The sequence below is a fragment of the Thalassospira sp. Z349TD_5 genome, from assembly GCF_056173045.1.
The window spans coordinates 192501-214077 of the sequence record NZ_CM149654.1; the positions used below are offsets into that span (position 1 = coordinate 192501).

The 21577-nt window shown below is 47.4% G+C and carries 20 protein-coding genes and 1 pseudogene (1 of these 21 running past the window's edge); 12 read left to right on the top strand and 9 right to left on the bottom strand.

Annotated features, from left to right (window positions below):
* Both AC0VXT_RS00870 and AC0VXT_RS00875 read right to left on the bottom strand, forming a co-directional pair.
* On the bottom strand, window positions 1-323 hold the 5' portion of the coding sequence (locus AC0VXT_RS00870; RefSeq protein ID WP_475547120.1) for a glycosyltransferase. The gene continues 790 nt to the left of window position 1, outside the view; only the first 323 of its 1113 coding nucleotides appear in the window; its start codon is at window positions 321-323; its stop codon lies off the left edge, out of view.
* Window positions 320-1402 (bottom strand): hypothetical protein, encoded by a 1083-nt coding sequence (locus AC0VXT_RS00875; RefSeq protein ID WP_475547121.1) that lies wholly within the window; start codon window positions 1400-1402, stop codon window positions 320-322. Before AC0VXT_RS00875 ends, AC0VXT_RS00870 begins: the two co-directional genes overlap by 4 nt.
* Window positions 1403-1513: 111 nt before the next feature.
* Here AC0VXT_RS00875 and AC0VXT_RS00880 point away from each other — a divergent pair, with 111 nt between their 5' ends.
* Window positions 1514-2623 (top strand): glycosyltransferase family 4 protein, encoded by a 1110-nt coding sequence (locus AC0VXT_RS00880; protein ID WP_475547122.1) that lies wholly within the window; start codon window positions 1514-1516, stop codon window positions 2621-2623.
* 46 nt (window positions 2624-2669) lie between these two features.
* Here AC0VXT_RS00880 and AC0VXT_RS00885 read toward each other — a convergent pair.
* Window positions 2670-3630, bottom strand: a protein-coding gene (locus tag AC0VXT_RS00885; protein WP_475545441.1) for an IS630 family transposase whose coding sequence is annotated in 2 segments (ribosomal slippage) — window positions 2670-3284 and window positions 3286-3630 — 960 coding nt in all. Because the reading frame shifts where the segments join, the coding sequence is not laid out codon by codon here.
* A 97-nt stretch (window positions 3631-3727) separates the two neighbouring features.
* The gene (locus tag AC0VXT_RS00890; RefSeq protein ID WP_475547123.1) at window positions 3728-4597 is read right to left on the bottom strand and encodes a sulfotransferase domain-containing protein; all 870 of its coding nucleotides are present in this window, start codon (window positions 4595-4597) and stop codon (window positions 3728-3730) included.
* Between the two features lie 185 nt (window positions 4598-4782).
* On the opposite strand from AC0VXT_RS00890, the gene AC0VXT_RS00895 reads away from it, so the two are divergent.
* The 10 genes from AC0VXT_RS00895 (at window position 4783) to AC0VXT_RS00940 (ending at window position 16230) form a co-directional block, all read left to right on the top strand.
* Window positions 4783-5973 carry a glycosyltransferase family 4 protein gene (locus tag AC0VXT_RS00895; protein WP_475547124.1) on the top strand — a complete coding sequence of 397 codons (1191 nt, stop codon included), beginning with the start codon at window positions 4783-4785 and terminating at the stop codon, window positions 5971-5973.
* A gap of 249 nt (window positions 5974-6222) precedes the next feature.
* Window positions 6223-6678, top strand: coding sequence for a GNAT family N-acetyltransferase (locus tag AC0VXT_RS00900; RefSeq protein ID WP_475547125.1), 456 nt, complete (start codon window positions 6223-6225; stop codon window positions 6676-6678).
* Window positions 6660-7694 carry an N-acetylneuraminate synthase family protein gene (locus tag AC0VXT_RS00905; protein ID WP_475547126.1) on the top strand — a complete coding sequence of 345 codons (1035 nt, stop codon included), beginning with the start codon at window positions 6660-6662 and terminating at the stop codon, window positions 7692-7694. Before AC0VXT_RS00900 ends, AC0VXT_RS00905 begins: the two co-directional genes overlap by 19 nt.
* Window positions 7691-8716, top strand: coding sequence for an ATP-grasp domain-containing protein (locus AC0VXT_RS00910; protein WP_475547127.1), 1026 nt, complete (start codon window positions 7691-7693; stop codon window positions 8714-8716). Before AC0VXT_RS00905 ends, AC0VXT_RS00910 begins: the two co-directional genes overlap by 4 nt.
* A gap of 5 nt (window positions 8717-8721) precedes the next feature.
* Window positions 8722-10746, top strand: a complete 2025-nt coding sequence (locus AC0VXT_RS00915) for an acyltransferase family protein (protein WP_475547128.1) — start codon at window positions 8722-8724, stop codon at window positions 10744-10746.
* Window positions 10747-10847: 101 nt separating this feature from the next.
* Complete coding sequence (pseB, locus tag AC0VXT_RS00920; RefSeq protein ID WP_475547129.1) at window positions 10848-11858, top strand: UDP-N-acetylglucosamine 4,6-dehydratase (inverting); 1011 nt, start codon at window positions 10848-10850, stop codon at window positions 11856-11858.
* 45 nt (window positions 11859-11903) lie between these two features.
* Window positions 11904-12743 (top strand): phytanoyl-CoA dioxygenase family protein, encoded by an 840-nt coding sequence (locus AC0VXT_RS00925; protein ID WP_475547130.1) that lies wholly within the window; start codon window positions 11904-11906, stop codon window positions 12741-12743.
* Complete coding sequence (locus tag AC0VXT_RS00930; RefSeq protein ID WP_475547131.1) at window positions 12736-14580, top strand: hypothetical protein; 1845 nt, start codon at window positions 12736-12738, stop codon at window positions 14578-14580. Before AC0VXT_RS00925 ends, AC0VXT_RS00930 begins: the two co-directional genes overlap by 8 nt.
* A gap of 1 nt (window position 14581) precedes the next feature.
* Window positions 14582-15277: a PIG-L deacetylase family protein gene (locus AC0VXT_RS00935; protein ID WP_475547132.1), complete on the top strand. Its 696-nt coding sequence runs from the start codon at window positions 14582-14584 to the stop codon at window positions 15275-15277.
* Complete coding sequence (locus tag AC0VXT_RS00940) at window positions 15277-16230, top strand: Gfo/Idh/MocA family protein (RefSeq protein WP_475547133.1); 954 nt, start codon at window positions 15277-15279, stop codon at window positions 16228-16230. Before AC0VXT_RS00935 ends, AC0VXT_RS00940 begins: the two co-directional genes overlap by 1 nt.
* On the opposite strand, the gene pseG is transcribed toward AC0VXT_RS00940, so the two are convergent.
* The 3 genes and pseudogenes from pseG to AC0VXT_RS00955 form a co-directional block, all read right to left on the bottom strand.
* The gene (pseG, locus tag AC0VXT_RS00945; protein ID WP_475547134.1) at window positions 16190-17233 is read right to left on the bottom strand and encodes a UDP-2,4-diacetamido-2,4,6-trideoxy-beta-L-altropyranose hydrolase; all 1044 of its coding nucleotides are present in this window, start codon (window positions 17231-17233) and stop codon (window positions 16190-16192) included. The two genes, AC0VXT_RS00940 and pseG, sit on opposite strands and share 41 nt — an antisense overlap.
* A gap of 132 nt (window positions 17234-17365) precedes the next feature.
* A protein-coding gene (locus AC0VXT_RS00950) for an IS5 family transposase (protein ID WP_475548551.1) occupies window positions 17366-18126 on the bottom strand; the annotation gives its coding sequence in 2 pieces (ribosomal slippage) (window positions 17366-17817 and window positions 17817-18126; 762 coding nt in all).
* Between the two features lie 97 nt (window positions 18127-18223).
* Window positions 18224-18996 (bottom strand): annotated as a pseudogene (locus tag AC0VXT_RS00955) (IS5 family transposase).
* 200 nt (window positions 18997-19196) lie between these two features.
* On the opposite strand from AC0VXT_RS00955, the gene AC0VXT_RS00960 reads away from it, so the two are divergent.
* On the top strand, window positions 19197-19478 hold the full coding sequence (locus AC0VXT_RS00960; RefSeq protein WP_475548552.1) for a DNA-3-methyladenine glycosylase: 282 nt from the start codon (window positions 19197-19199) through the stop codon (window positions 19476-19478).
* A gap of 69 nt (window positions 19479-19547) precedes the next feature.
* Here AC0VXT_RS00960 and AC0VXT_RS00965 read toward each other — a convergent pair whose 3' ends face one another.
* Complete coding sequence (locus AC0VXT_RS00965; RefSeq protein WP_475547135.1) at window positions 19548-20846, bottom strand: aspartate aminotransferase family protein; 1299 nt, start codon at window positions 20844-20846, stop codon at window positions 19548-19550.
* 1 nt (window position 20847) lies between these two features.
* Entirely contained in the window at window positions 20848-21576 is a 729-nt protein-coding gene (locus AC0VXT_RS00970) for a cytidylyltransferase domain-containing protein (protein WP_475547136.1), read from the bottom strand.
* Window position 21577 lies beyond the last annotated feature (1 nt).

Sequence of the window (21577 nt, forward strand, 5' to 3'; positions counted from 1 at the left end):
CCGGTGAACGCAATTATCAGATCGCTGTCAAAATCGATAATGGTACGGCGCAACTTTTTCAGTCTCTTCCCAAAGCCCTGTAATTTAGCCAACCCTCCGATCGTTTCTTTTTGAAGATCCAGCGCCACCCGTTTTACGCCAATGGGGACCGGCAATTGATCATTGGTTGAGCTCGAGAAAGTGACAATTTGCACCATGCAGCACGCAGTGTTTTGCAGATAATCGCATAAATCAAGCGCCACTTTCTGGGCGCCGCCCTTGCCCAAATCAGCAATTACCAGACTGATACGTTTAGTTTGTAATGGTTCGTTGATGCCTATCATGTGATTCCTTTGAAAACAGCATCAATGCGGTCAAGGAAAAGTGTTTTTGCGTCAGGGCCTGAGGTATGGTGTCGCCACAGTTCTTGGCCGGTCATGGCGATTTGTCGGATCATTTGGTTGTCGTGGTGCACCCGGTTCAGAACATCCTGAAAATCGCTGAAATCCCAAGCCCACGGTAGATAGCTTTCTCCGGTGATCCAGAAATTAGGCCAGGTTTCTAGATGGTTCATGGACGGTTTAACTAGAGCCGCTCCAGCCATAAAGGTTTCATAATCGCGCAAGTTGATCTCGCCCCAGCCAAAGGGTGACAGAACCGCCCGGCTTTCGGCCATTTCCTGCATGTAAGCCTTATGGCTGAGTTGATTGGAAGGCACGTCGATTCGGCGCAGGGTTTCCGTCCGTTGCCAGGAAATGGTGGCGCGGGCGTAATTTTTGCTCATGCGAGCAAACAGATCATGTGGGCGTGGCGCGTCTACCGAACGCTCAAACGTTGAAAAGCGATGCAGCATGGCGGCATGCAAATAATGGCGCAGCTTTTTGATATGCCGAGCCCAAGGACCAAAGTTTTGGGCGAAACTGTTCCAGAAAACTCCGATTTTGGTGGCTTGCTCTGGGGATAGTGGGACACTTCTTATCGGTTGTTCATCGGTGATGCCATAATGGCGATGGGCGAAGTCACTATGCAGGCGTAGGCCATATAAAGGCTCTTCATATAATGTTCGGTTCACAAGCGCCTGATGTTTCAAATAAATATCGCAGATATCCAATGCATCTGGGTTAACTGTACCGCTGCTGTCCGATGTATCAAACCAGATAAGTTGATCACACTTTTTGCGCAGGACACGCAACCAATACAACTGGTTGGCAGGCAGATCAAAGCCATAACTAGCGGAAAAGCTGCGCGAATCCAGAGCTATTACCTGTGTGTCGGGTAAGTCTTCAGGCTTGCAGGGTTTTAACTGCAACTGCACATTGAGCCCGCGAGCACGAATTTCCGTTTTCCATGCCAGAAAAGGAAATTGCAGCGCGGAAGAGTTAGCAGGACCTGCTAGTGGAGTGATCAGCAAGATTCGGCGCATACAGTATCCGAGCACGACAGAGCAAAATGAGCAAGATCATTATAGGCTGCAAAAGGACTTGTCGCCAGCGTAAATTTGCTGTTTGTCAGGCTCGAAAGCTGCGGGTATATCTTGGCTATTCGTTTTATTTGCATCGGATCAGGTTTTATAATGCCACAGCATATTGCCATAGTGATTCCCGATCTTGCTGCTGGCGGGGCCGAGAGGGTAACGGCATTGCTGGCTAATTATTGGGCGGGGCAGGGCAAAAAGGTATCCCTTTTACTGTTTGCGGGCTCTGAGAAGGGACGATTCTACAAACCTGACCCGGGGGTCACTTTAGTATCGCTTCCTGGCAGTAAACAGGGCTTTATGGGCCGAAATCTAGCTCGAATAAAGGGCATAAGACAATTTTTGCGCCAGCAAGAACCTGATCTGATCATAGGAATGATGACCTATGTGAATATCTTAGTGCTGCTGGCTTGTATGTTCACTCCGAACAAGCCAGTTGTCTCCGAGCGGATTGACCCGGAATGGGATGAACTACCCTTTATTTGGCGCGTGTTGCGTAGATTGTTATATCCGCTGGCGGCAAAGCTGGTGGTGCAGACGGACAAGGCGGCACTCTATTTTGGCCCCTGGCTCGCTGCCCGTGTTGCTGTCATTGCTAACCCGGTCGATCTTGATAGCTTTGTTTATGAGGATCCGAATCGGAATCCGAAACGCATTCTGTCGATTGGTCGCCTTGAGCGGCAGAAGGGGCATGACGTGACTTTAGCAGCCCTTGCCTCCTTGCCGCCTCAACTACGGGATGCATGCCAGTTGGTTATTTATGGCGAAGGCAGCCAGCGTGCGGCACTTGAAGAGCAGATCAGTGCCTTGGGGTTGGGAGCTATTGTTAGCCTGCCGGGGATTACAACCGACATTGCCAAAGAACTGGGGTATACGGGTATTTTTGTCATATCGTCCCGGTTTGAAGGATTTCCAAATGCGTTGGTTGAAGCAATGGCAGCGGGATGCGCTGTAATCAGTAGCGATTGTCCTTCTGGGCCTGCGGAGTTGATTGAACATGGCGAGAACGGTCAATTAGTGCCGGTTGATGATGACAAGTCGTTGTCTAAGGCTTTAAAGACGCTTCTTGAGCAGCCTGATCAGCAGAGGGTATTAGGGGACCAAGCTCGCCAAGATATCCGCCGTCTTGCACTGCCAGATATTGCTGCTCGGTGGGAAGCGTTGACATGATTCCAAATATGTCGTTCGAGCTTTGTTGCACTAAAGCGTTTTGCTTTTAATATGGCACATATCCGGCAGCCCTGAAGAAGTTCCAGCATTCAATCTGTTGATAGAGGTCACAGATATTTCCGATTGCAGAGATGAGGTCTCCGTAGGTTCTGGCGCCTATCCGCCGGAGATGAGATTTCAGCTTTGAGAAGGCCAGTTCAATAGGATTGAGGTCGGGACTATAAGGCGGAAGGAAAAGAAACCAACAGCCTTGAGCTTTAAGGGTTGCAGCGGCACGCGGGCTTTTATGAGTACTGAGATTATCGAGAACAACGATGGTTCGCGGTTCGAGCAAGGGAGCAAGTTGAGTTTCAATGTAGGTATCAAATGCTGGACCATTCATCGCACCTTCTATGATCCAGGGCGCAATTAAAGCATCGCTGGTCAAGCCTGCGATAAACGTTTGCGTCCGCCATTTACCGAAGGGAGCCGGGCCATAGAGCCTCTCGCCGACGGGGGATCTGCCGCGCAACCGTGTCAGATTGGTTTTGACCGAGGTTTCGTCAATGAACACCAGTCGGTGCGGTTCATGTCGCATGCGAGGTTGGCGTCCGTTAATCCACAATCGCCTGTCTCTGACAATATCGGCACGTTCGCGCTCAATGGCGATCAGGCCTTTTTTTATATGAATAGTTGGCTCGTTTGAGGGCACGATGGATCGAGGAGAGGTGTACAGAAACGCCTTTATCCTCTCGCAACGCATCTGCCAACTCTTGCAAGGTGATATCTGGTTCGCTCTGAAGCCGCCCTATCATAAACGCCATATGTGCAGCCAGTTTTCCGACTGTACCAGGCATACGACCTTGTGGTTTTGGCCCGATCTTGCCGCCATCTCGAGAAGCAGCAGCAAAACGCACCGCTGTGCTCGGGGACACCCCAAAGACAACCGCCGCCGCCCGTGCCGAATGCCCCTGTTTCACGTAGCTTACAATCCGTTCGCGAAGATCCACTGAATAAGGTTTGCCCATCAAACACCTCCTACTGGAAGTGAATCACATAAAATCAAAAAGGGGAATACCCTCTCTGATTCCTATAAAAGACAAAACGCTTTAGGGAGATGTGAGCTCAGGAGTACCAACTATCCATGCGCCGGCCTAATGCTTTGAACAGGCGCTCATTCCAAGGGCGATAATGTTCAATCCACCGTTTGCGAGATTCCTGTTCTAGCGATGGGTAGTTCTCCGCGGTAACCTTTTGCCCGAGAAGGGTGTTAACATATTGTTTAATATTTGTTTTTCTGCGCGCAAAGCGCCAGATGTCGCGAATAATGCGTGCATTGATAACAGGCGACAGGAGCTTGTAAAAAACAAACCCGCTAAATCCAGGTAATTTCTTTGTTTCACCAACCTTTTGGTGTAAAACAGAAGGTGTGAAATCGGCATCGATATTCAGAAACGAAAATATTTCCCTCAAAATCTTTACGGGATCTGATTTGATGTCTTCCTGAAACCAGATACCAATATTTTCTCTCCCGAATAACGTTTTGTATCTCTCAATTTGATCGACATAGTACCCACGCTGGATCATTGTTGAACTGTCACGTTGTGCAATTTCATCAAACGGGGCTAACTCTGGGGTATGTCTTTTCCACATCCAGTATGCGGAGTAGGCCCTTTCCACAGGGTGGCGAAGCAATATAATGATCTTCAACTTCGGATTCTGTTTGTGCAACCATTCAGCACTTTCCGGGAAATACATATAGTTTGTAGTCATTTCTCCAATCGCCTGCGCGGTAGCTGGCGCTTCATCAAATTGTGCATCATACCATTCGTCGCCTTTGCTGCGTGTTGAGTGTCGGCATTTTTCATCGGGACAATGAAAGTGCAACTCTTTTCGCGCGGGGACAAAGACCTCTGGATGTTCATTCAGGACTTCAAACAGCCATGTAGTAGCTGATTTTTGGGTGCCTACAGCGCAAAAATTTGATCGATTCATAATGCTAACCAGCCCATAAGAAAGAGAGAGTGTCTACTTTGCAAACCCGTAACAGGAACTCAAACTGCTTTTGATTGCAATACCTAAGGCCAACAAATAAGTTGTTTGATGAATTTTCTGCTGGCAATGGTGCAATGAAGTTGTTGAAAAATGGTTGAGGGTAGGACCTTTTGGAAATTGGTCTGATGAATGAAAATCAGCGAACCCGACCTAACGGTCAGAGGCATTTACATGTTTTGTTTCCTTTTACAGGAGATTCCATCGGAGGCAGCTATGTTTCTGCGTTATCGCTAATACAGTTGATCAGAACAGATTACGGTGAAAGGGTGAACTGTCGTATAGGGTTGCACGAAAATGGTGTGTTGGCCGAATGGTTGTCAGAACGTGCAATTGAACATGAAATGTTGCACACCGAATGGTGCAGCTTGATAAAAGCTACGAATGATTCATGGTGGGGTTTTGGCAGGCATTGGCTGAAGGCGGTTTGGCAAAACTGGCAGTGGATACGTCATCAGCCTGAAATAGATATTGTTCATGTCAACGACGGAAGAATGGTGCTTACCTGGGCTATTCCAGTCTGGCTTACACGGAGAAGTCTGCTTATTCATCAACGGACCTTTTTTCCGCGCTCAAGATTAACCAGTTTGTTGTACAGATTGTCGTCAGGAATTCTGGCTGTTAGTGAGTTTGCCCACCAATCATTACCAGATTATCTGCAAAACAAGGCGGTCGTGATTGATGAACCTGTGGATTCACCTGAGGTTTCCGATTTAGATCGCTCTTTTGCGCAGAAAAGAAAAGGAGGGATTCTGTCGCCAGAGCGTTCGGGAGATATTGTTATCTTGCTGGTGGGGTCTGTTCTTCTCCAAAAAAGACAATCTCTTGCTCTTCAAGCACTGCGTGTCCTAATTGACAATGGATTTCTGAATTTAAAATTGATCTTTGCTGGTCCAGCTTCCGACGAGAACCGAAGAAAATTAATGGATGAAGTCGAGGATTTGGGGTTGAAACGGCAGGTGTTTTATGTAGGACGCCAGCCGGTTTATGACCTATTGTCTCTGGCTGACATTTTATTGGCTGCAGGTGTCAACGAAGGTTTCGGCCGGACGCCAGCGGAGGCGATGATGTGCAAGGTTCCTGTCATTGCGTCGGCTTCAGGTGGTCATCTTGACTTTGTTTTTCCTGACGAAACGGGTTGGCTGTTCGAGGCCGATAATCCTGCATCCTGTGCCGCGGAAATTGGAAAAGTTATTGGCTTGCCCAAGTCTGAAAGACAGCGTGTTCTTGGCAAAGCGAGCGATATGGCATTCAAACGATTTTCCCCAACCCGTCATGCAGCCAATGTGGTCCAAATTTATAGGAAAATGGCAGAGTAAGCTATTGAAACCGCACCGAACAATACTATAGCGAAAGATCCAGTGTTGTGGAGATATCCAGCAATTGGGATGTATGTAAGGACCTGTCCTAAAGAGGATAAAGACCGGGTGTAAAATTCCACAAACTTTGAGTTGTCGAACGAAAGTAGGATATCGATTTACAGTTCGGAGTTTGCTCCATGCGCTGAGCTTTACAACTAGTTGAGAAAAAGTGGCTGCTTTGGAAGGTCCTATGAAAGAAGAAAATTAATGATACTGAAAATTCGTCCTGTCACACAGGCAGACAGCGCGTTGATTTACTCTTGGCAAAAAGACTCCTCTACAAGGAAATATTTTCGCGATACGGCTGTTCCATCCCCTGAAGAGCATGAGGCTTGGTATAATCAACGCTTGCAGGTCAATCCGCTGAACTTTTGGCTAGGGATAGATGCTGCTGTTTCCGATCCAGTAGGTTTTGTGAGGCTGGAGCGTGAAGATAGCGTTTTGTTCGTCAGTATTGTTGTCGCTCCCAAAATGCGAGGGTATGGATATGGGGTGCTTTTGCTCAATGCTCTTCGCGAGAAAATACCGGACGATGATTTGTTTGCCATGATTGATAAGTACAATCTTGCTTCAAGAAAGATCTTCGAAAATGCTGGATATCGGCAGTATGATGATGACGTATTGGTGAACTGGCGGAATGGGAAATGTGTAACTATTTTATGATAGGAAGCCGGGCGGTTGGTCCCAGCGCACCGGTGTTCGTTATTGCGGAAATCGGTATAAACCATGAAGGTTCAGCAGAAAAATGCGCTGAAATGATCCGTGCCGCGAGTATGGCTGGTGCTGATGCGATTAAATTGCAAACAGTTGATGCCAGTAACGCCTATGCACCAAATTCTCCTAGTTATGAGTTGTTCAAGCAATCTGCGTTGAGTAGGGAAGAAACAACCACCATGTTCTTGCTGGCACGTGACTTGGGGATGGTGCCTCTTACTACAATCGTTGATGAACCAACGTTGAATTGGGTGAAGAAGCTCAATCCTGATTGTTTCAAGGTTTCTTCAGGCTTGCTTTCCAATGTCCCTTTTATTCGCAGTTTGGCCTTAGAAGGGAAGCCTGTGATTCTCTCCACAGGTTTGGGAGACATTGAAGACATTGATGCAGCGCTTTCCGAAATCGAGAGCTACTCTCCATTTGCCTTGCTACAATGTACTTCACTCTATCCTTGTCCCGATGAGGAAGTAAATTTGTCGGCCATTCGACATTTGGCTAAAAAATGGTCTTGTGTGGCTGGGTATTCGGATCACACGCAAGATTGCTTGGCATCCGTTCTTTCAGTTATGGAAGGGGCGGCAATTGTTGAAAAGCACTTCACCTTGGACCAGCAACGGCCCGGGTTTGATCATGCTATTTCTGCGGAACCGGCTGCTTTTGGAGAAATGGTACAACAGATCCGTCGCATAGCAGTTCTTAAAGGGAATGGCAGTTTGGCGTTAACCGCTTCGTTGGAACCAAACAAGGCTTTGTATTCGCGGTGTGTTGTCGCACTGACAGACCTGCCTGCTGGGACATTGTTGGACGAAGACTGTATTGGAATCCGGCGACCAAATCCAGGTAACAGAGGCGCATCGCCTGCAGAAATGAGTAAGTTGATAGGGAACGCTCTTCTAAAGCCGGTGAAAGCTTTCGATGGTGTTGTTCTGCGAGATACGGAAGCCTTGATAGGAAACAAAAAATGACTATCACGGTGATACTTACGTGTATTGGCGGGAATCTTGGAGGCGAAAATGTTCGCTTGTGCCAGGAGGCTGGCGCTCGGGTAATTGGAGTTAATGCTTCTTCTTGCAAGGCGGCACAGATAGCGGATGAATTTGCATTGGTACCGGGAGGCACGGAACCAGACTATGCTGAGCGTATGTTTGAACTCGTTCGCAATTTTGGTGTTGATCTGATTATCCCAGGTTCTGATGAAGAGGCATTGGTCCTGTCCCGCCACAAACCAATGTTCGAACACGAAGGGGCTATCATTGCTTGTGTGGATACCGAAACATTGGAGATATTGAATGATAAAGGTCAGACATACAAGGCGCTGGCTGACACTGGCGTAGGGCTTGCCGAATGGCACGAAGTGAACGACCGCGACATCATGTGCGATGTCGTCGATGATATGATGGCACGTTTTGGAAGTGTTGTCGTCAAACCTACAGGTGCTCGTGGTGGACGTGGGGTTTTTGTTGTTGATCGTGACGGTCCCGCATTGGATACTCGTGTTGGTGGCCGCGAGATATTCTGCAATCACTCCTCTTTTCTACATTTATCAGGCGTAATGCCGAAGGAAGATTTTCCAATGATAGTCATGGAGCGGCTATATCCGCCACACCATGACCTTGATCTCTTGGCTTGGCAAGGTGAGGCAATCGGTATCGTGCCTAGAAAGTGGCACCAGTTTCCTAATCTTGAAAATGGGATCGAAGTTATTGATGCACCAGAATTGATCGCTATGGGCAAGGAAATAGTCAGGCAGTTTAAGTTATCCTGGCTTTACGATATTGACCTGATGAAAAATGGTCAGGGAGAATGGAGGTTGCTTGAAATTAACCCGCGTATGAGTGGATCCGTATCTATTCTCGGGAGCCTTGGGGTCAATATGTTTGCTCACCTGTTGGCTTTGGCTAATGGCGAAAAGGCCGAATTCGCTCCGCCACAGATAGGAATCACTGTTGCTTCGGAGAATCGACTGGTTGGTACAGGCAAGGAATAAGCGGATTGATAAATGTCCTTACTGTGGACGGCCGGGGAATTGAAAACGGTTATGATAAATTCTTAAACGGTTTTCGAGCCTTTGCAGTTGTTTTAGTTGTTTTGTTTCATTTTGGCGTTCTCGGCCTTTCAAGAGGATTCTTGGGTGTAGACATCTTTTTTGTCCTATCGGGCTTTGTCATGATGGCGGTTGCTGATCGGTATATGACTAATGGACGGATTTCTGTAGTCCGTTTCTTCCGTGCCAGACTACTAAGGCTATATCCGGCGTTGGCAGTTACTGTCACTGTGACATTTATCGGATCTGCCTTCATCCTGTTTCCCGAAGATTTAGCCCGGACAGGGTTACATGGCGTTTTGTCCTCTGGGTTTGTATCGAATTTCGGCTTTTGGCGTGAAGCTGGATATTTTGACGCTTCGAAGGATTTTAAGCCGCTGTTGCATACTTGGTCATTGTCCGTTGAATGGCAGTTTTACCTTTTCTGGCCATTCGCTCTGGTGCTTTTTTATTGGCGTGAGCGTTTAACAATTGTGCTGATTTTAGTGGTAACGGCCTTGTCCCTTGCTCTTTCGCTGATATTTTCCTCGCACTCGAATTTTGTTTTTTACCTAATGCCAACCCGTGCCTGGGAGTTTCTCGCAGGTGTAATTGCCTGTAGATTGTTTGCGGGATATGGGCTGAAAATTCAGGAAAATTTCCACTATCGTTTTTGTCTTGGATTACTGTCAGCTGTGATATTGGCAATTGGGTTGTTCGTTCCCTTCACAATGTCTCCACTGAATTTGTGGATGGCTAAGGTTTTTACTGTTGCCGGAACAGCCTGCCTATTGATTGTCCGACCGATGCCGCTATTAAATTTGGCGCGTTTCCGCGTGGTCAAGTGGCTGGGTGAAATATCCTATTCTTTGTACTTGTGGCATTGGCCTCTCTACATTCTAGTCCTAAATTTAGCGGAGTCCGAGCCTGACGGACTTATGATTGCCGTCCTGTTTCTTGTTAGCCTGATACTTGCCCAGCTTAGCTTTTCATTTGTTGAAACCCCAGTTCGGGCTGGCCGACGAATCATTTCTGCTCGTTTTTTGATCCCGTCGGCTTTGGCTGTACCACTAGGCCTTTCAATATGGATAGCCGATGGGTGGGCTTGGCGGTTTTCGGATTCTGCTCAAGAAACCATGGCATTTTTCAGTTTAGAAAGAAGCCGTTATCATGAATCATATGGTCGTATATTCCCGTTGGAAAATGAAACTGACTGGAAGCTGGCCAAACATGCCGGTTTGGGTTGCCTGCTGGACAAGATAGAGCGCCAGGGAAGCGGTCTGAAACTGGCTGCAGATTGCGTTATTGGGAATCTGGAAAATGGCGAGGTTGGGAAGAGGTATCTTCTTGTTGGCGACAGCAATGGCAAAAACGTTTTCGAAGCTCTTCAGATAGCATTTCCTCATTATAATTTTGCCTTTCTGATGTATTCAGGTTGTGCCCCGGCCGAATATGAGGGTTGCTTTGGTGGATTAAGTTCGATTCTGGAGAAGGTTGCTAAGCGTTCTCCTCCGGATGGTGTTATTCTTGCGTCCCGTTTTGCCAATCAAGCGTGGCATGAAACGGGCTACAGTTTACAACTTTTCAAGAAATACAATTGGCCTGTACTTATGATTGGGGCGACGCCGACCTTGAAGCGCCAGTTGGCTTTTGCCATGATCCGTACGGGGCAGACGATTGGAAATGGCCAAATAACCCTGCCTTTTGATTCGGTATGGTTCTATATGGATACTCCCGAGGCTGACAAATATCTTGAGGGTCGTGCAGCGACACGTAATGACTGGTTTTTTGTTCCAAAAATTGATGCGTTTTGCAGCGAAGGGATATGCCGCTTTTCCGACCGAAACGGCAATCGTCCATGGTACAGTGATGACCAACACTTGACGCTTGAAGGCGTAACTCAGCTATCCGATTGGTTGGGGAGAAGTGAAGTTGTGCTAGCCTACTTTGGCATGCAGGTTGATCAGGGCCGTGGAGATGCAAGTTTGAAATAGAAGCAACCTGTTTGCATTTTGTAAGTTTCAAATTTATAAAGCGCTGATTGAAAAGTTTGTAGCTGCTCGGTTTCAGACAATATTTTCCAGAAAGATACTAAATGCCTGATTATAGTTGGAATGTTGATGAATTTGATGGAGCTTCGGTTCTTATCACTGGCGGTACTGGTTCTTTTGGGCACAAATTTGCGCGTACATTGTTGGAGAAGACAAATGTAGCTCGGCTGATTATTTTCTCCCGTGATGAGCACAAACAGTATGATATGTCGGCGGAATTTCCAGAATACCGTAACCGTATGCGATTCTTTATCGGTGACGTACGGGATGGTGATCGACTTAATATGGCCATGCGGGGGGTAGATTTTGTTATTCACGCTGCGGCCATGAAGCATGTTTCTATTGCTGAATACAATCCCTTCGAGTGCATCAAGACCAATGTTATTGGCGCGGAACAGGTCGTCAATGCAGCGATTGCCAACCAAGTAAAAAAAGTTATTGCTTTGTCAACGGATAAGGCTTGTAGCCCGGTAAATTTATATGGCGCTTCAAAATTGGCATCGGACAAGATTTTTCAGGCAGCGGGGAGTTTGTCAGGTCACGGTGGAACAGTGTTCTGTGCGGTTCGCTATGGCAATGTCGTTGGCTCACGTGGCAGTGTCGTACCATTTTTCAAGCAACTGTTGTCAGAAGGTACCGATCATTTGCCAATTACAGACACGCGCATGACGCGTTTCTGGATCACCCTGCAACAAGGTGTCGATTTTGTACTCTCCAACTTTGGCCTGATGCGTGGGGGAGAGATATTTGTCCCTAAAATTCCAAGTATGCGGGTTACAGATCTGGCGACGGCCATGGGGCCGGGGCTGGAACAGCGTGTGGTTGGGATACGTCCTGGTGAAAAGCTGCATGAAGCAATGATCACTCGTGATGATGCTCGTCTGTCATTGGAATTGGCAGATCGGTTTGTGATTGAACCGACAATGCCTTCTTGGACGCAATTACGCGGAGAACTAAGCAGTGCTAAGCCAGTCAACGAAGATTTTTCCTATACCAGTGACAACAATATGGAATGGCTGACAGAAGAAGAGTTGGTCCGAATGATGGCGGAGTAATCCGGGTTAGGACCATGTTTGAGAGTTTGACGAAGGTGTCTGTAAATGAAGGTTGATTCTGTAGTCGAAGAAGTTCGTCAGAACGGTTTTTCCGTTGTCCCGAACGTTTTTTCACCAGCTGAATGTGAGAACTATCAGGAAAAACTGGAAACGGTTCTAGCCCTTCGCCTGCAGTCGGGGCGTTATGCTGGCAGTGATAGTTATCAGGTCCTGTATCACTATTTTTCAGATGATTTTGATTTGATGGATCTAATTACCCAGCCGGATGTGATGGCTGTAATGGAAAAACTAGTAGATCAGGACGTTGTCTTGATTTCACCTTCCGCACGAAACCCTCGCTTGTATGAAGATATGAAGCAATCACAAGCGACCTCTGGCCTCGGGTGGCATATTGACGCTCGTCTAGCTGGTGATGGAGTTACTGCATTCAAGCCGTCACTGAATTTCTATTCGGTGATCATGCTGGATGACTTTACGCCTGAAAATGGCGCAACGCATGTTTTGCCGGGCTCGCATTCACGCTATCAACGCCCTGCAAGTAGGGATAGTAATGAACTGATTTCCACTGGTGCGATGAAAGAAGACAGTACTAAGTTGATGACCGGGAAAGCGGGTTCTGTCGCCTTTTTTGATGCTGCCATTTGGCATGCAGTTGGGCCTTTTTCTACAAATTCCCGCTGGGGAGTGTTTAATATGTACGGCCCTTGGTTTATGAAGCCGTATTTTGATTTTCCTCAGATGTTTGACAGAGAAAAAGTTGCTGAAATGACGACTAAACAGCGTCAACTATTGCATTTGGAAAGCCAGCCGCCATTAAACTGCGATCAAGGTCTAGCAACATTGAGTCGAGTTCGGCGCGCACTAGACCAGCAAAAAAATGGATGAAAGCGGGACTGGCAGGCTGGTCTTTTGCGATCACCCACAGGTATTTCAATACGCCCTTCTTAAGGGGGTGTTGAATATTGATAATTCCTTTACGTTGGTTACATCCCAAGAGGTTCTTGCACGTCAATATAGAGACGCATGTGATATCTCATGCTTAGAACCGGAACGCCAACCTGCTTGGGAAGCCATTGAGGACAAATATGCCGAATGGACAAGGCAAACATTTGCCCTAGTTGAGAACGAATTTGAACTGCATTTTTTAGTTGGCGAAATTGTCCTGCAGACTTTTATGGCACTCGGGAAATATGTTTGGGCTAGCCTTGCACAAGATCTGGTTTTAGCGGACAAAGCGATCCTCGTGTTATGTGGACAGACGTGCGGGGGGAAAGTTCTTAAACCTATTATTGCCGAATACTTGGCTTTAGACGAAACTTGTTCTGTCGATGTGGGGATTGTCGAAGAGATTTCACATCCGACAGCAGTAAGCAGACAACAGCTGCTGAAAATCAGCCGTTCAAATGTCGTTTTATATTCCCTTTTTAAGCGATTCCTACGATATTGGCCGGATAACTTGTCAAGCGGCACGGTCTGGCTTGCCCGTGAGAACGATTTGATGAAAGAAACGGCGAGTAATTTTGTTGTTGGTGGGGGCAAAAAAATATTGAAGCTTCCAATGAAGCCACCGACTGCCCAACCTGAAAATATTGCTGATCTACAGCCATTTCTAGATAAAATCATCGATTCTTTCGTCACTGTATTTGGAGCGAATTTTTCGTCTGTTTCATTGCCGATGGTCGAAGCCGAATACCGACACTTGGTAACCAAAGCTGCGCAGGAATATCGCTTTTATAGGCATTGGTGGGACAATTATCTGAATGAAGCCGCTCGATTACCGGATTTTGTTCTGACAGGCTTCGTGGCAAGTCCTTATTGGGTTGCCTTGACCGCTGAGTGTCATCGGCGTGGGATTAAATTTATTAGTGCTCAGCACGGGCATTCCAGAGGGTTATCCCAAAAGCACAGCAAAAACCGTCTTGGTATTATGGAAGAAGTGCGAAGTGATATTTTGCTGTCTTATGATCGGGCTTCATTAGAACATGCCAGCAGAAACCCCTACGGAATTGCCAAGATTGCTGCTGCAGGATTACCAATAAGTTATCACGCAAAGCACCAGCAAGTTCTGGAAGGGGTAGGTCTTCTGGATTATATGTATATTAGCGTTGGGCAGCGTAGTATCAGCGGCAGCCATATGTTGGGCTTTGCCAGTGATCAGGCGTTTTTCAATTTTGAACAAAAGGTCCTAGAAGAAGTTTTTGCATCGGAAGAGCGCACAGTTCTTTATAAAAATTACCCAAGTGATGGGCTTGCTGAGCGGTATCTTGGCCGGGACTATGCCAAGAATAAACCTAATGTTCATTACTATGATGGGGGATTATTGGTACACCAATTGGCAGGGCATGTCAGGGCGTTAATCTGTATGGGGCCTACCTCCACGTTGGGTTGGGCGTTGGCCTCGGGGAGACCGGTTTTTTATCTACGGCCGCATGGCGGCATGCATGAGTTGCCAGAGTTTCTTGATCTTCTGCGTGATGCCGTTTTTGTGATTGATTTTGAAGAAGCTGAAAGCAGTTGGGATAGCTTCCGAGAGATAATGTACAAGGACTTTGACGACATTCAACGCGAATGGGACAAAAAAGCAACTGCGCGTAGAGTGTTTTGGGAAACGTATTTGTGCATCGATGGGCACAAGGGTATCAAAAAAACGGGGAAGCGGCTTCGTGATATGATGCGCCCCGGGGGCCTTTTATATAAGAAAAATGCTTGGAGTATCCTGTGATATGAAGGTTTTGGCTATTTTCAGTCACCCTGACGATGAGGTACTTGGTTGTGGTGCGACATTGTCGAAACTCGCGAATTTGGGCCATGAAGTCCACATTTGCATTCTTGCAACCGGGGCAACGTCGAGGGTAGATATATCAGTCTCTGATGCAAAACTAGAGATTGGCCAATTGCAGGTGTCGTCCCATAAAGCAGCAAAATGTCTTGGGGCCCAGAGCGTGGTTTTTGGAGAGTTTCCCGACAACCGGATGGATAGTATTGCCTTGCTCGATATTGTTCACTTCATCGAAAAAGTTTCTGAGAAACTTAAGCCTGACATTGTGTTCACGCAGCATTGTGGTGACTTGAATATTGATCATCGAGTGACACATGACGCGGTATTGACGGCTTTCAGACCATTGCCGGGCGTCAAGCTGGTGGCGCTATATGCTTGTGAAGTACTGTCTTCGACAGAATGGTCGGGGACTGGTTTGCCAAGGTTTCTGCCAAATTCTTTTGTTCCTGTTGATTCTGATGCGCTTGAGGCAAAGAAACAGGCCATGGCTTGTTACGAAGGTGAAATCCGGAATTGGCCTCATCCTCGCTCGCTAGAAGGTATTCAACATCAGGCGGCATTAAGAGGTAGTCAATGCGGATATGATTTTGCTGAAGCATTCCATATTGTAAGGGATTTCCCTTTCTCTCGGGAGCACTGATGAGCATTGGGGTTATAGGTTATGGCTCGATCGGCCGCCGACATACAGCGAATCTAGAGAAACTGGGACAACAGGTCATTGTTTATGATCCTGGTTTATCGAACCCGAAATTTAATAGTGCTGTAGGGTATGTTTCAGACCGAGATGCATTGTCTGGCTGCAATGGGTTGGTTATAGCTTCTCCCGGTGTATCGCATGCCGATGATATGATCTTTGGCATCGCTCATTCCCTTCCCATGCTTGTTGAAAAGCCACTGGTGACCTCATTGAAATCTGCCCGGGAATTATCAGTACTGGCCGAGCAGAAACGCATTCCTGTTGTAGCCATGTTTAATTTGCGTCAGCGAAATATGGTGCGTGAAGCCTGGTTAGCATGCCGCGAACATGATCTTGGACAACCGGTTTGGGCCCACTTCGTCTGTGGGAGTTATTTGCCTGCCTGGCGACCTGGTCAGGACTACCGTAAGGGTTATGCTGCCGATCCAGTTCATGGCGGGGTCATATTCGATAATATCCATGAACTTGATCTGGCATGCTATTTCTTGGGTGATGGGGCTGTTGTGAATGCTGCTGCCCGATCAGATGGCTTTCTTGGACTGCTGTCCGAGGAATTGGCTACGATTGATGTCAGGCATGACAACGGGTGCCGCAGCCACATCCATCTGGATTATCTAAGTCGGCCTAAATGTCGCCATTTTGTGATCGCGTTTGAGAAAGCCCGACTAGAGGTAGAAACATCTCTAGCGTCATATTGTTTATATGACGCACAGGGCCAAATTCTTAGTCAAGGGTCAGAAGTGCTGGACGCCAATCAGGAATATCTAGCTGTTATGGAAAACTTTTTGCAGCTGATTGAAGGAAGGGCCGAACCGGTATGTTCGGTCAGTGAAGCGCTAGTTTCCTTGTCATGGGCTATTGAAGCCCGGCGGATTTGTGGCTTGCCAACTGTCTGACGAGATAGTCAACAACTCTGTTTGCACCCTTACCATCACATAATGTTGGCCCGGCCAGGGCCATTTTGTAGCGTAATTCTGCATCTTCCCAGTATGTCTGCAATAAGTCGGCAAGCTGTGATGCCGGACAGGGGAGGTTTTGTTTGCTCGCAATACCTTCTGAAACAGCAAAGCCGATCATGGCCTTTTGATTCTCTGCGACGGCAAATACCAGTGCTGGGACAGAGAGACTGCATCTCTCCCACATACTGTTTCCTGCTGTACCGACAGCAAATCCTGCCTGTGCCAATAGGTGCGGAACATTGTTGCTGTCAATTTCCAGATTGATTGATAAACCAGCTTTCTTCAACCTGTCAGCATGTGAAACTATATTCTCCAGATCGTGATGATGCTTGCCAACAACAATGTCGACCCCAATATTTGACGGTGCCCAGATTTCCAATGCCCGGAGTGTTTCAAGGGTCAGGTTTTTGCTATCAATTCCACCAAAATTGATAAACAGACGTTGTCTGGAAAGAAAATCTTGTATGCTTAGGTGTTTTCGTAGTTGCTGGAAGCGGTTGTCCAGCAGGGCATACTGATGGCCAGCAAGTACTTTTCGATTGTTGATTGCCCAGTGCGTATAATCCAGTTCAGAACGCCCGAAATTGGTATCGATCAGAATATCACAAACAGGTGCATTGGCCGGAATGTCATTCAGGCGGATTAGTGTAGCATTCGGAAGAGACGGGCTATCGAGAGTGTAGTGATCAATAATCACTGCATCGAAGTTTGTTCGGCAGATATTTTCGAACTTAAGAGTATTTGTATGCATCTTCTCTGCGGGTAAATCGCTGGCCAGAGCTGTTTCAGCCCCTTCTGGATTGAGGAGTATATGGCAATCATGACCTTCCACTATTAATGCTGAATAGATGGCCTTGCAGCGTGCAAGGTGACCATAACCATGGTCACGACCAGCATCACAGCGCAAAATAAACCGATATTTGTTGCTTTTGGAAAACATGGGAAGGTTCGCCTCTGTAAAGCCTTGCTGATCCTTACAGCAGTCTATCCTACATTCCAATAAATGGCTTCAATATCGTCATAAATGAACTTTGCGGAGAGACACTTGTATCAGAGAAGATATTGATCTAGGTCATGTTGACAAACTTCTGAGCCACAAGCGAACCGAACTTATGTGAATGAAGCCGAGATAGCTTTCTGCGGTTTTATCGTACCGGGTTGCCAAGCGTCGTGAGCATTTGAGCTTATTGAAGCAACGCTCAACGCGATTTCGCAAAGCATAGGTTATAGCATCGACCTCGATTGGCACTTTTCGATTGGTTTTACCTGGAATAACAGGGATGCCGCCCCGCAGATCGATCACGTTACGAATATGGTCGCTGTCATAGCCTCTATCAGCCAGAAAAACCTTGGCTTTCGGCAGGTCAGTATCCACTAGAATATCGAAGCCCTTGAAATCAGAAACTTCTCCGCCGGTTATTTCCGCCCTGACAGGCAGTCCGTGAGCGTTGGCAATGAGGTGGATCTTGGTCGTAAAGCCACCTTTTGAGCGGCCAAAACCTTCTTTTTGAGTCCCCCTTTTGCGCCTGCGGCCAAGTGATGAGCCCGGATCACAGTGCTATCGATCATTTGAACCTGATCTGGCATGGAGCCACTTTCATTAAGCGCTTCAAGCATCAACTCCCAAAGTCCCGCCAACGTCCACCTTCTGAATTGACGATAGACACTGGACCATTTGCCGAATTCTTCGGGCAGATCCCGCCACGGCGAACCAGTTCGCGCAATCCAGAAGATGGCGTCCAGAACGCGGCGATGATCTAAAGCTCGACGGCCACCACGCCCACGTATCGCCAAGAGAAAAGGCTCAAAAAACGCCCATTCCGCTTCTTCCATCAACAATCGCGCCAAGGAAACCTCCGTAAAAGTTACCTTGAATCACATTACAGATCTTTAGGGAATCCAGTTTGTCAACATTACCTAGGGTCTGGACTCAATTGGCCCAACATCTGATTGCAAAAATCCGGACCATATTAAGGAAGTTTTCTGCGGACTTTTCGTATCGGATGGTCAGCCGCCTCATATCCTTCATACGGCAGAAGAAACGTTCAATCATGTTGCGCTCTTTGTAGAGTTCTCGGTCGAAAGGCCTCCATTGTGCTGTTGTGGTTCGACGGGGTACGACAGGTTTTGCTCCGGTCGTGGCGATAGCGTTCATAGCGCGTTGACCGTCATAACCTTTGTCCGCCAGCACATAATTTGCCTTAAAACCCTCAAGAAGACCTTCGGTCTGGGTGATGTCGTTACGCTCGCCTCCCGTCAGGATGAAGCGTACTGGATTGCCCAAGGCATCGGTAGCGGCATGGTCCTTGGTACTCAGTCCTCCTTTGGACCGTCCCAGAGCGTGAGCTTCAAACCGACCTTCGGATTGATCGCTTTTTTTGGGGCACCTGCGCTGTGCTGGTGGGCGCGCACGATGGTGCTGTCGATGAGGATATACTCAAAGTCGGCGTCATCGCTCAACGCTTTGAAAAGGTTCTCCCAAACCCCTTTGCGACACCAGCGATTGAAACGCTGGTAGACCGTGTGCCAGCGGCCAAACTCCTTGGGTAGAACACGCCAATGTGCTCCTGAGCGCGCTAGCCACAGGACCGCCTCCACGAACAGGCGGTTATCCTGCCCCGTGCGTCCGGGGTCTGTTGCTTTGCCCGGTAACAGTGGAGCCATCCGATCCCAAAGCGCATCACTTAGTTCCTGTCGATCCATTCATGCTGACCTCCATATAGCCAGAGTCTTGAATCATATTCTCGGCTAAATGGGAATCCTGAATGTAAACACCGCCTAGAGACAACCCCAAAAGCTTTTCTATCGACGTTGGAGGCGATTCAATTATTCGTTGTTTTCCAAGGCATCCGGAAGATGGTCGCATTGACTGGCGGCAAAATGCAGATCAAATAGAGCGCCTAATTCGTGCTTCAACTAAACCGCTAACCGGAGCGTTTTGTTCCTACAAAGACTTCAAGAGTGGAAACTGTTCTGTTTTGCGAAGATGGAAAGCAAAATCGATGGATTTTCCGAATAAGGTTCTTGCAGTTCCGGGCCAAATTATTATCGATACAGAATTAGACAATGTCTCGGTTGTTTGTGGGAATGGAATATTGAGTTTAATTGAGTCTTCTTTCGATTCTGACCTAAGCCTTGAAGCAGTAAGAGTTTTGCGACAAAGCGTGCGAAATCGGTTGTTGTGATTTACTGTCTCGGATTTGGCTAATGTCAATTATCCAAACTATTAACTCTATCTTTCATTTAGTAGGTCTTCAGCGTCTTATTTGAAAAATTGGCTCCAACTTTTTGCCACGAAGTCGGGTTGCCGGGGCAGGGCTGCGTACGGCATCCGAAAAGACCGTGATAGCGTTTTTCCAATTGTTCTCAATATCAGAGACTACATCTTCTTTTGCATGCGCAACACACAAATTGATGCCCCCGCCACAAAGTATGTCTTGCTCTACAAGTGATTGGCGCAACAGAGATTTTGTTAGTAACAAGTCGCCTGTTCCACAATCGGAAATATGTATGCCTGGGCCCCAATCTGGGCCGACAAATGAAAGATGCTGATCCAAACCGTTTTGCAAACTGGAATCGTTGAGAGCTTTTATCAGTCGTTTGCCGGTGCGGCGAATTTGTTCAACGCCGTTGATCTTGTTCATTTTGTTAATGGTTGCGATAGAAGCTGACAGCGATAGGGTCTCTCCGCCGAATGTGCCAGAGAAGAAAATGTCTTCGACCGATTTCATGATAGTGCGTCGCCCGACCAAGGCAGATATTGGCATACCGTTACCCATGGCTTTCCCAAAACAGGCCAGATCAGGTGTAACCGAATATTGTTTCTGAGCACCGCCCATGTTGCAACGGAAGCCCGTGACAATTTCGTCGAATATGAGAATTACGCCGTATTGATCACAAAGAAGACGAAGGGCTTCTAGAAATCCGGGTGCTGGCGTTTGATGGCCATCGGGCTCGAGAATGATGGCGGCAAAGCTGTCCGGGGAAGATCGCAGAATGTCTTCAACCTGATCTGGCTCATTAAAGTTCACAGCGACTGAGAGCTCTGCAACCGATTTTGGAACACCGAGTTCCCGGGTTGTGGTGCCTATATACCAGTCATGCCAGCCGTGATAGCCCATACAGATTATTTTGTCCCGTCCTGTAACTGCACGGGAGAGACGAATTGCCGCTGAAGTTGCGTCTGATCCATTTTTGCCAAAGCGCACCATTTCAGCGCAGGGAATTTCTTTGCATAGGAGGGATGCTAGTTCCTCTTCCAAGGGCGTAGCTAATGAGAAGCTTATTCCTTTTTCTAATTGGCGGGTGATGGCAGCATTAACATCGTCGTCGGCATGACCAAGAACAACAGGCAACAGTCCAAGGATGAGATCAAGGAATCTGTTACCATCTATGTCATGGACATAAGCACCCTTTCCGCTTTCCAAGAACAAAGGGGACTCTCCCACAACCAAATTCAAAATAGATTTCGAAAAGGTTTGGGTGGCCAAAGGGATAACCGCTGACGCCTTTTCTAGCAAGTCATGGGAGTTTCGGAATTTCGGATTTGTCATGTCAATTATTGTTTCCGCTCTCATCTGCACTTAGATAATCACTGTCGAATTGCAAAAAATCGGTCCAGGGCGCATCGGATGGAACAACGCTTGCAAGGCGTTGGAGTTTTTTATAGTCGTCCTTTGTGTCTAACGTCCAGCGCAGCCACCCCAAATCTCGATCATGTTTAGTATTGCTTGTTACAAAGCTGTTTAAACCTGAAGAAATTTGTTCACGGATCCAGGTTGTCACATGCTCCCGGTCCCGCATCGTAGTTGCATTTTGCGCGCACTTATTGAACAGAAAAGCTGACATAATCTCTACATCAAGTCCATCCGGATATGTTCGGGGCAAAATGTTTGACCCATATCCCGCATTCTGTGAGAGTGTATCTTCTATGACGTGATCGACAATGGTAGGGTCAACAAAGGGACAGTCTGCGGTTAAGCGAACATAATAATCTGCAGGATGGATTTCCGTGGCTTTATACATGCGGCCCAACACATCAAATTCATCCCCGCGAAAGCAGGGAATTTGAAGTTTTTCGCAGAGGTTGGCCAGAGGATCATCTGTATGGTTTGAGGTTGTTGCAACAATAACTGTTGACACTCGCTTGCATCTATTGAGGCGCGAAATCATGAGTTCTAAGGCAGGCTGATGCCCTAGTGGCATCAATACTTTGCCAGGCAACCGGCTGGATGTCATGCGTGCCTGAATGATGATACAGACAGTTCTTCCTATGTCTTCCATC

Bases quoted from the DNA above. Each gene is read 5' to 3' on its own strand.
- AC0VXT_RS00875 (WP_475547121.1), bottom strand. From the start codon at position 1,402: ATGCGCCGAATCTTGCTGATCACTCCACTAGCAGGTCCTGCTAACTCT.
- AC0VXT_RS00890 (WP_475547123.1), bottom strand. From the start codon at position 4,597: ATGAATCGATCAAATTTTTGCGCTGTAGGCACCCAAAAATCAGCTACT.
- AC0VXT_RS00895 (WP_475547124.1), top strand. From the start codon at position 4,783: ATGAATGAAAATCAGCGAACCCGACCTAACGGTCAGAGGCATTTACAT.
- AC0VXT_RS00900 (WP_475547125.1), top strand. From the start codon at position 6,223: ATGATACTGAAAATTCGTCCTGTCACACAGGCAGACAGCGCGTTGATT.
- AC0VXT_RS00905 (WP_475547126.1), top strand. From the start codon at position 6,660: ATGTGTAACTATTTTATGATAGGAAGCCGGGCGGTTGGTCCCAGCGCA.
- AC0VXT_RS00910 (WP_475547127.1), top strand. From the start codon at position 7,691: ATGACTATCACGGTGATACTTACGTGTATTGGCGGGAATCTTGGAGGC.
- pseB (WP_475547129.1), top strand. From the start codon at position 10,848: ATGCCTGATTATAGTTGGAATGTTGATGAATTTGATGGAGCTTCGGTT.
- AC0VXT_RS00925 (WP_475547130.1), top strand. From the start codon at position 11,904: ATGAAGGTTGATTCTGTAGTCGAAGAAGTTCGTCAGAACGGTTTTTCC.
- AC0VXT_RS00930 (WP_475547131.1), top strand. From the start codon at position 12,736: ATGGATGAAAGCGGGACTGGCAGGCTGGTCTTTTGCGATCACCCACAG.
- AC0VXT_RS00935 (WP_475547132.1), top strand. From the start codon at position 14,582: ATGAAGGTTTTGGCTATTTTCAGTCACCCTGACGATGAGGTACTTGGT.
- AC0VXT_RS00940 (WP_475547133.1), top strand. From the start codon at position 15,277: ATGAGCATTGGGGTTATAGGTTATGGCTCGATCGGCCGCCGACATACA.
- pseG (WP_475547134.1), bottom strand. From the start codon at position 17,233: ATGTTTTCCAAAAGCAACAAATATCGGTTTATTTTGCGCTGTGATGCT.
- AC0VXT_RS00965 (WP_475547135.1), bottom strand. From the start codon at position 20,846: ATGACAAATCCGAAATTCCGAAACTCCCATGACTTGCTAGAAAAGGCG.
- AC0VXT_RS00970 (WP_475547136.1), bottom strand. From the start codon at position 21,576: ATGGAAGACATAGGAAGAACTGTCTGTATCATCATTCAGGCACGCATG.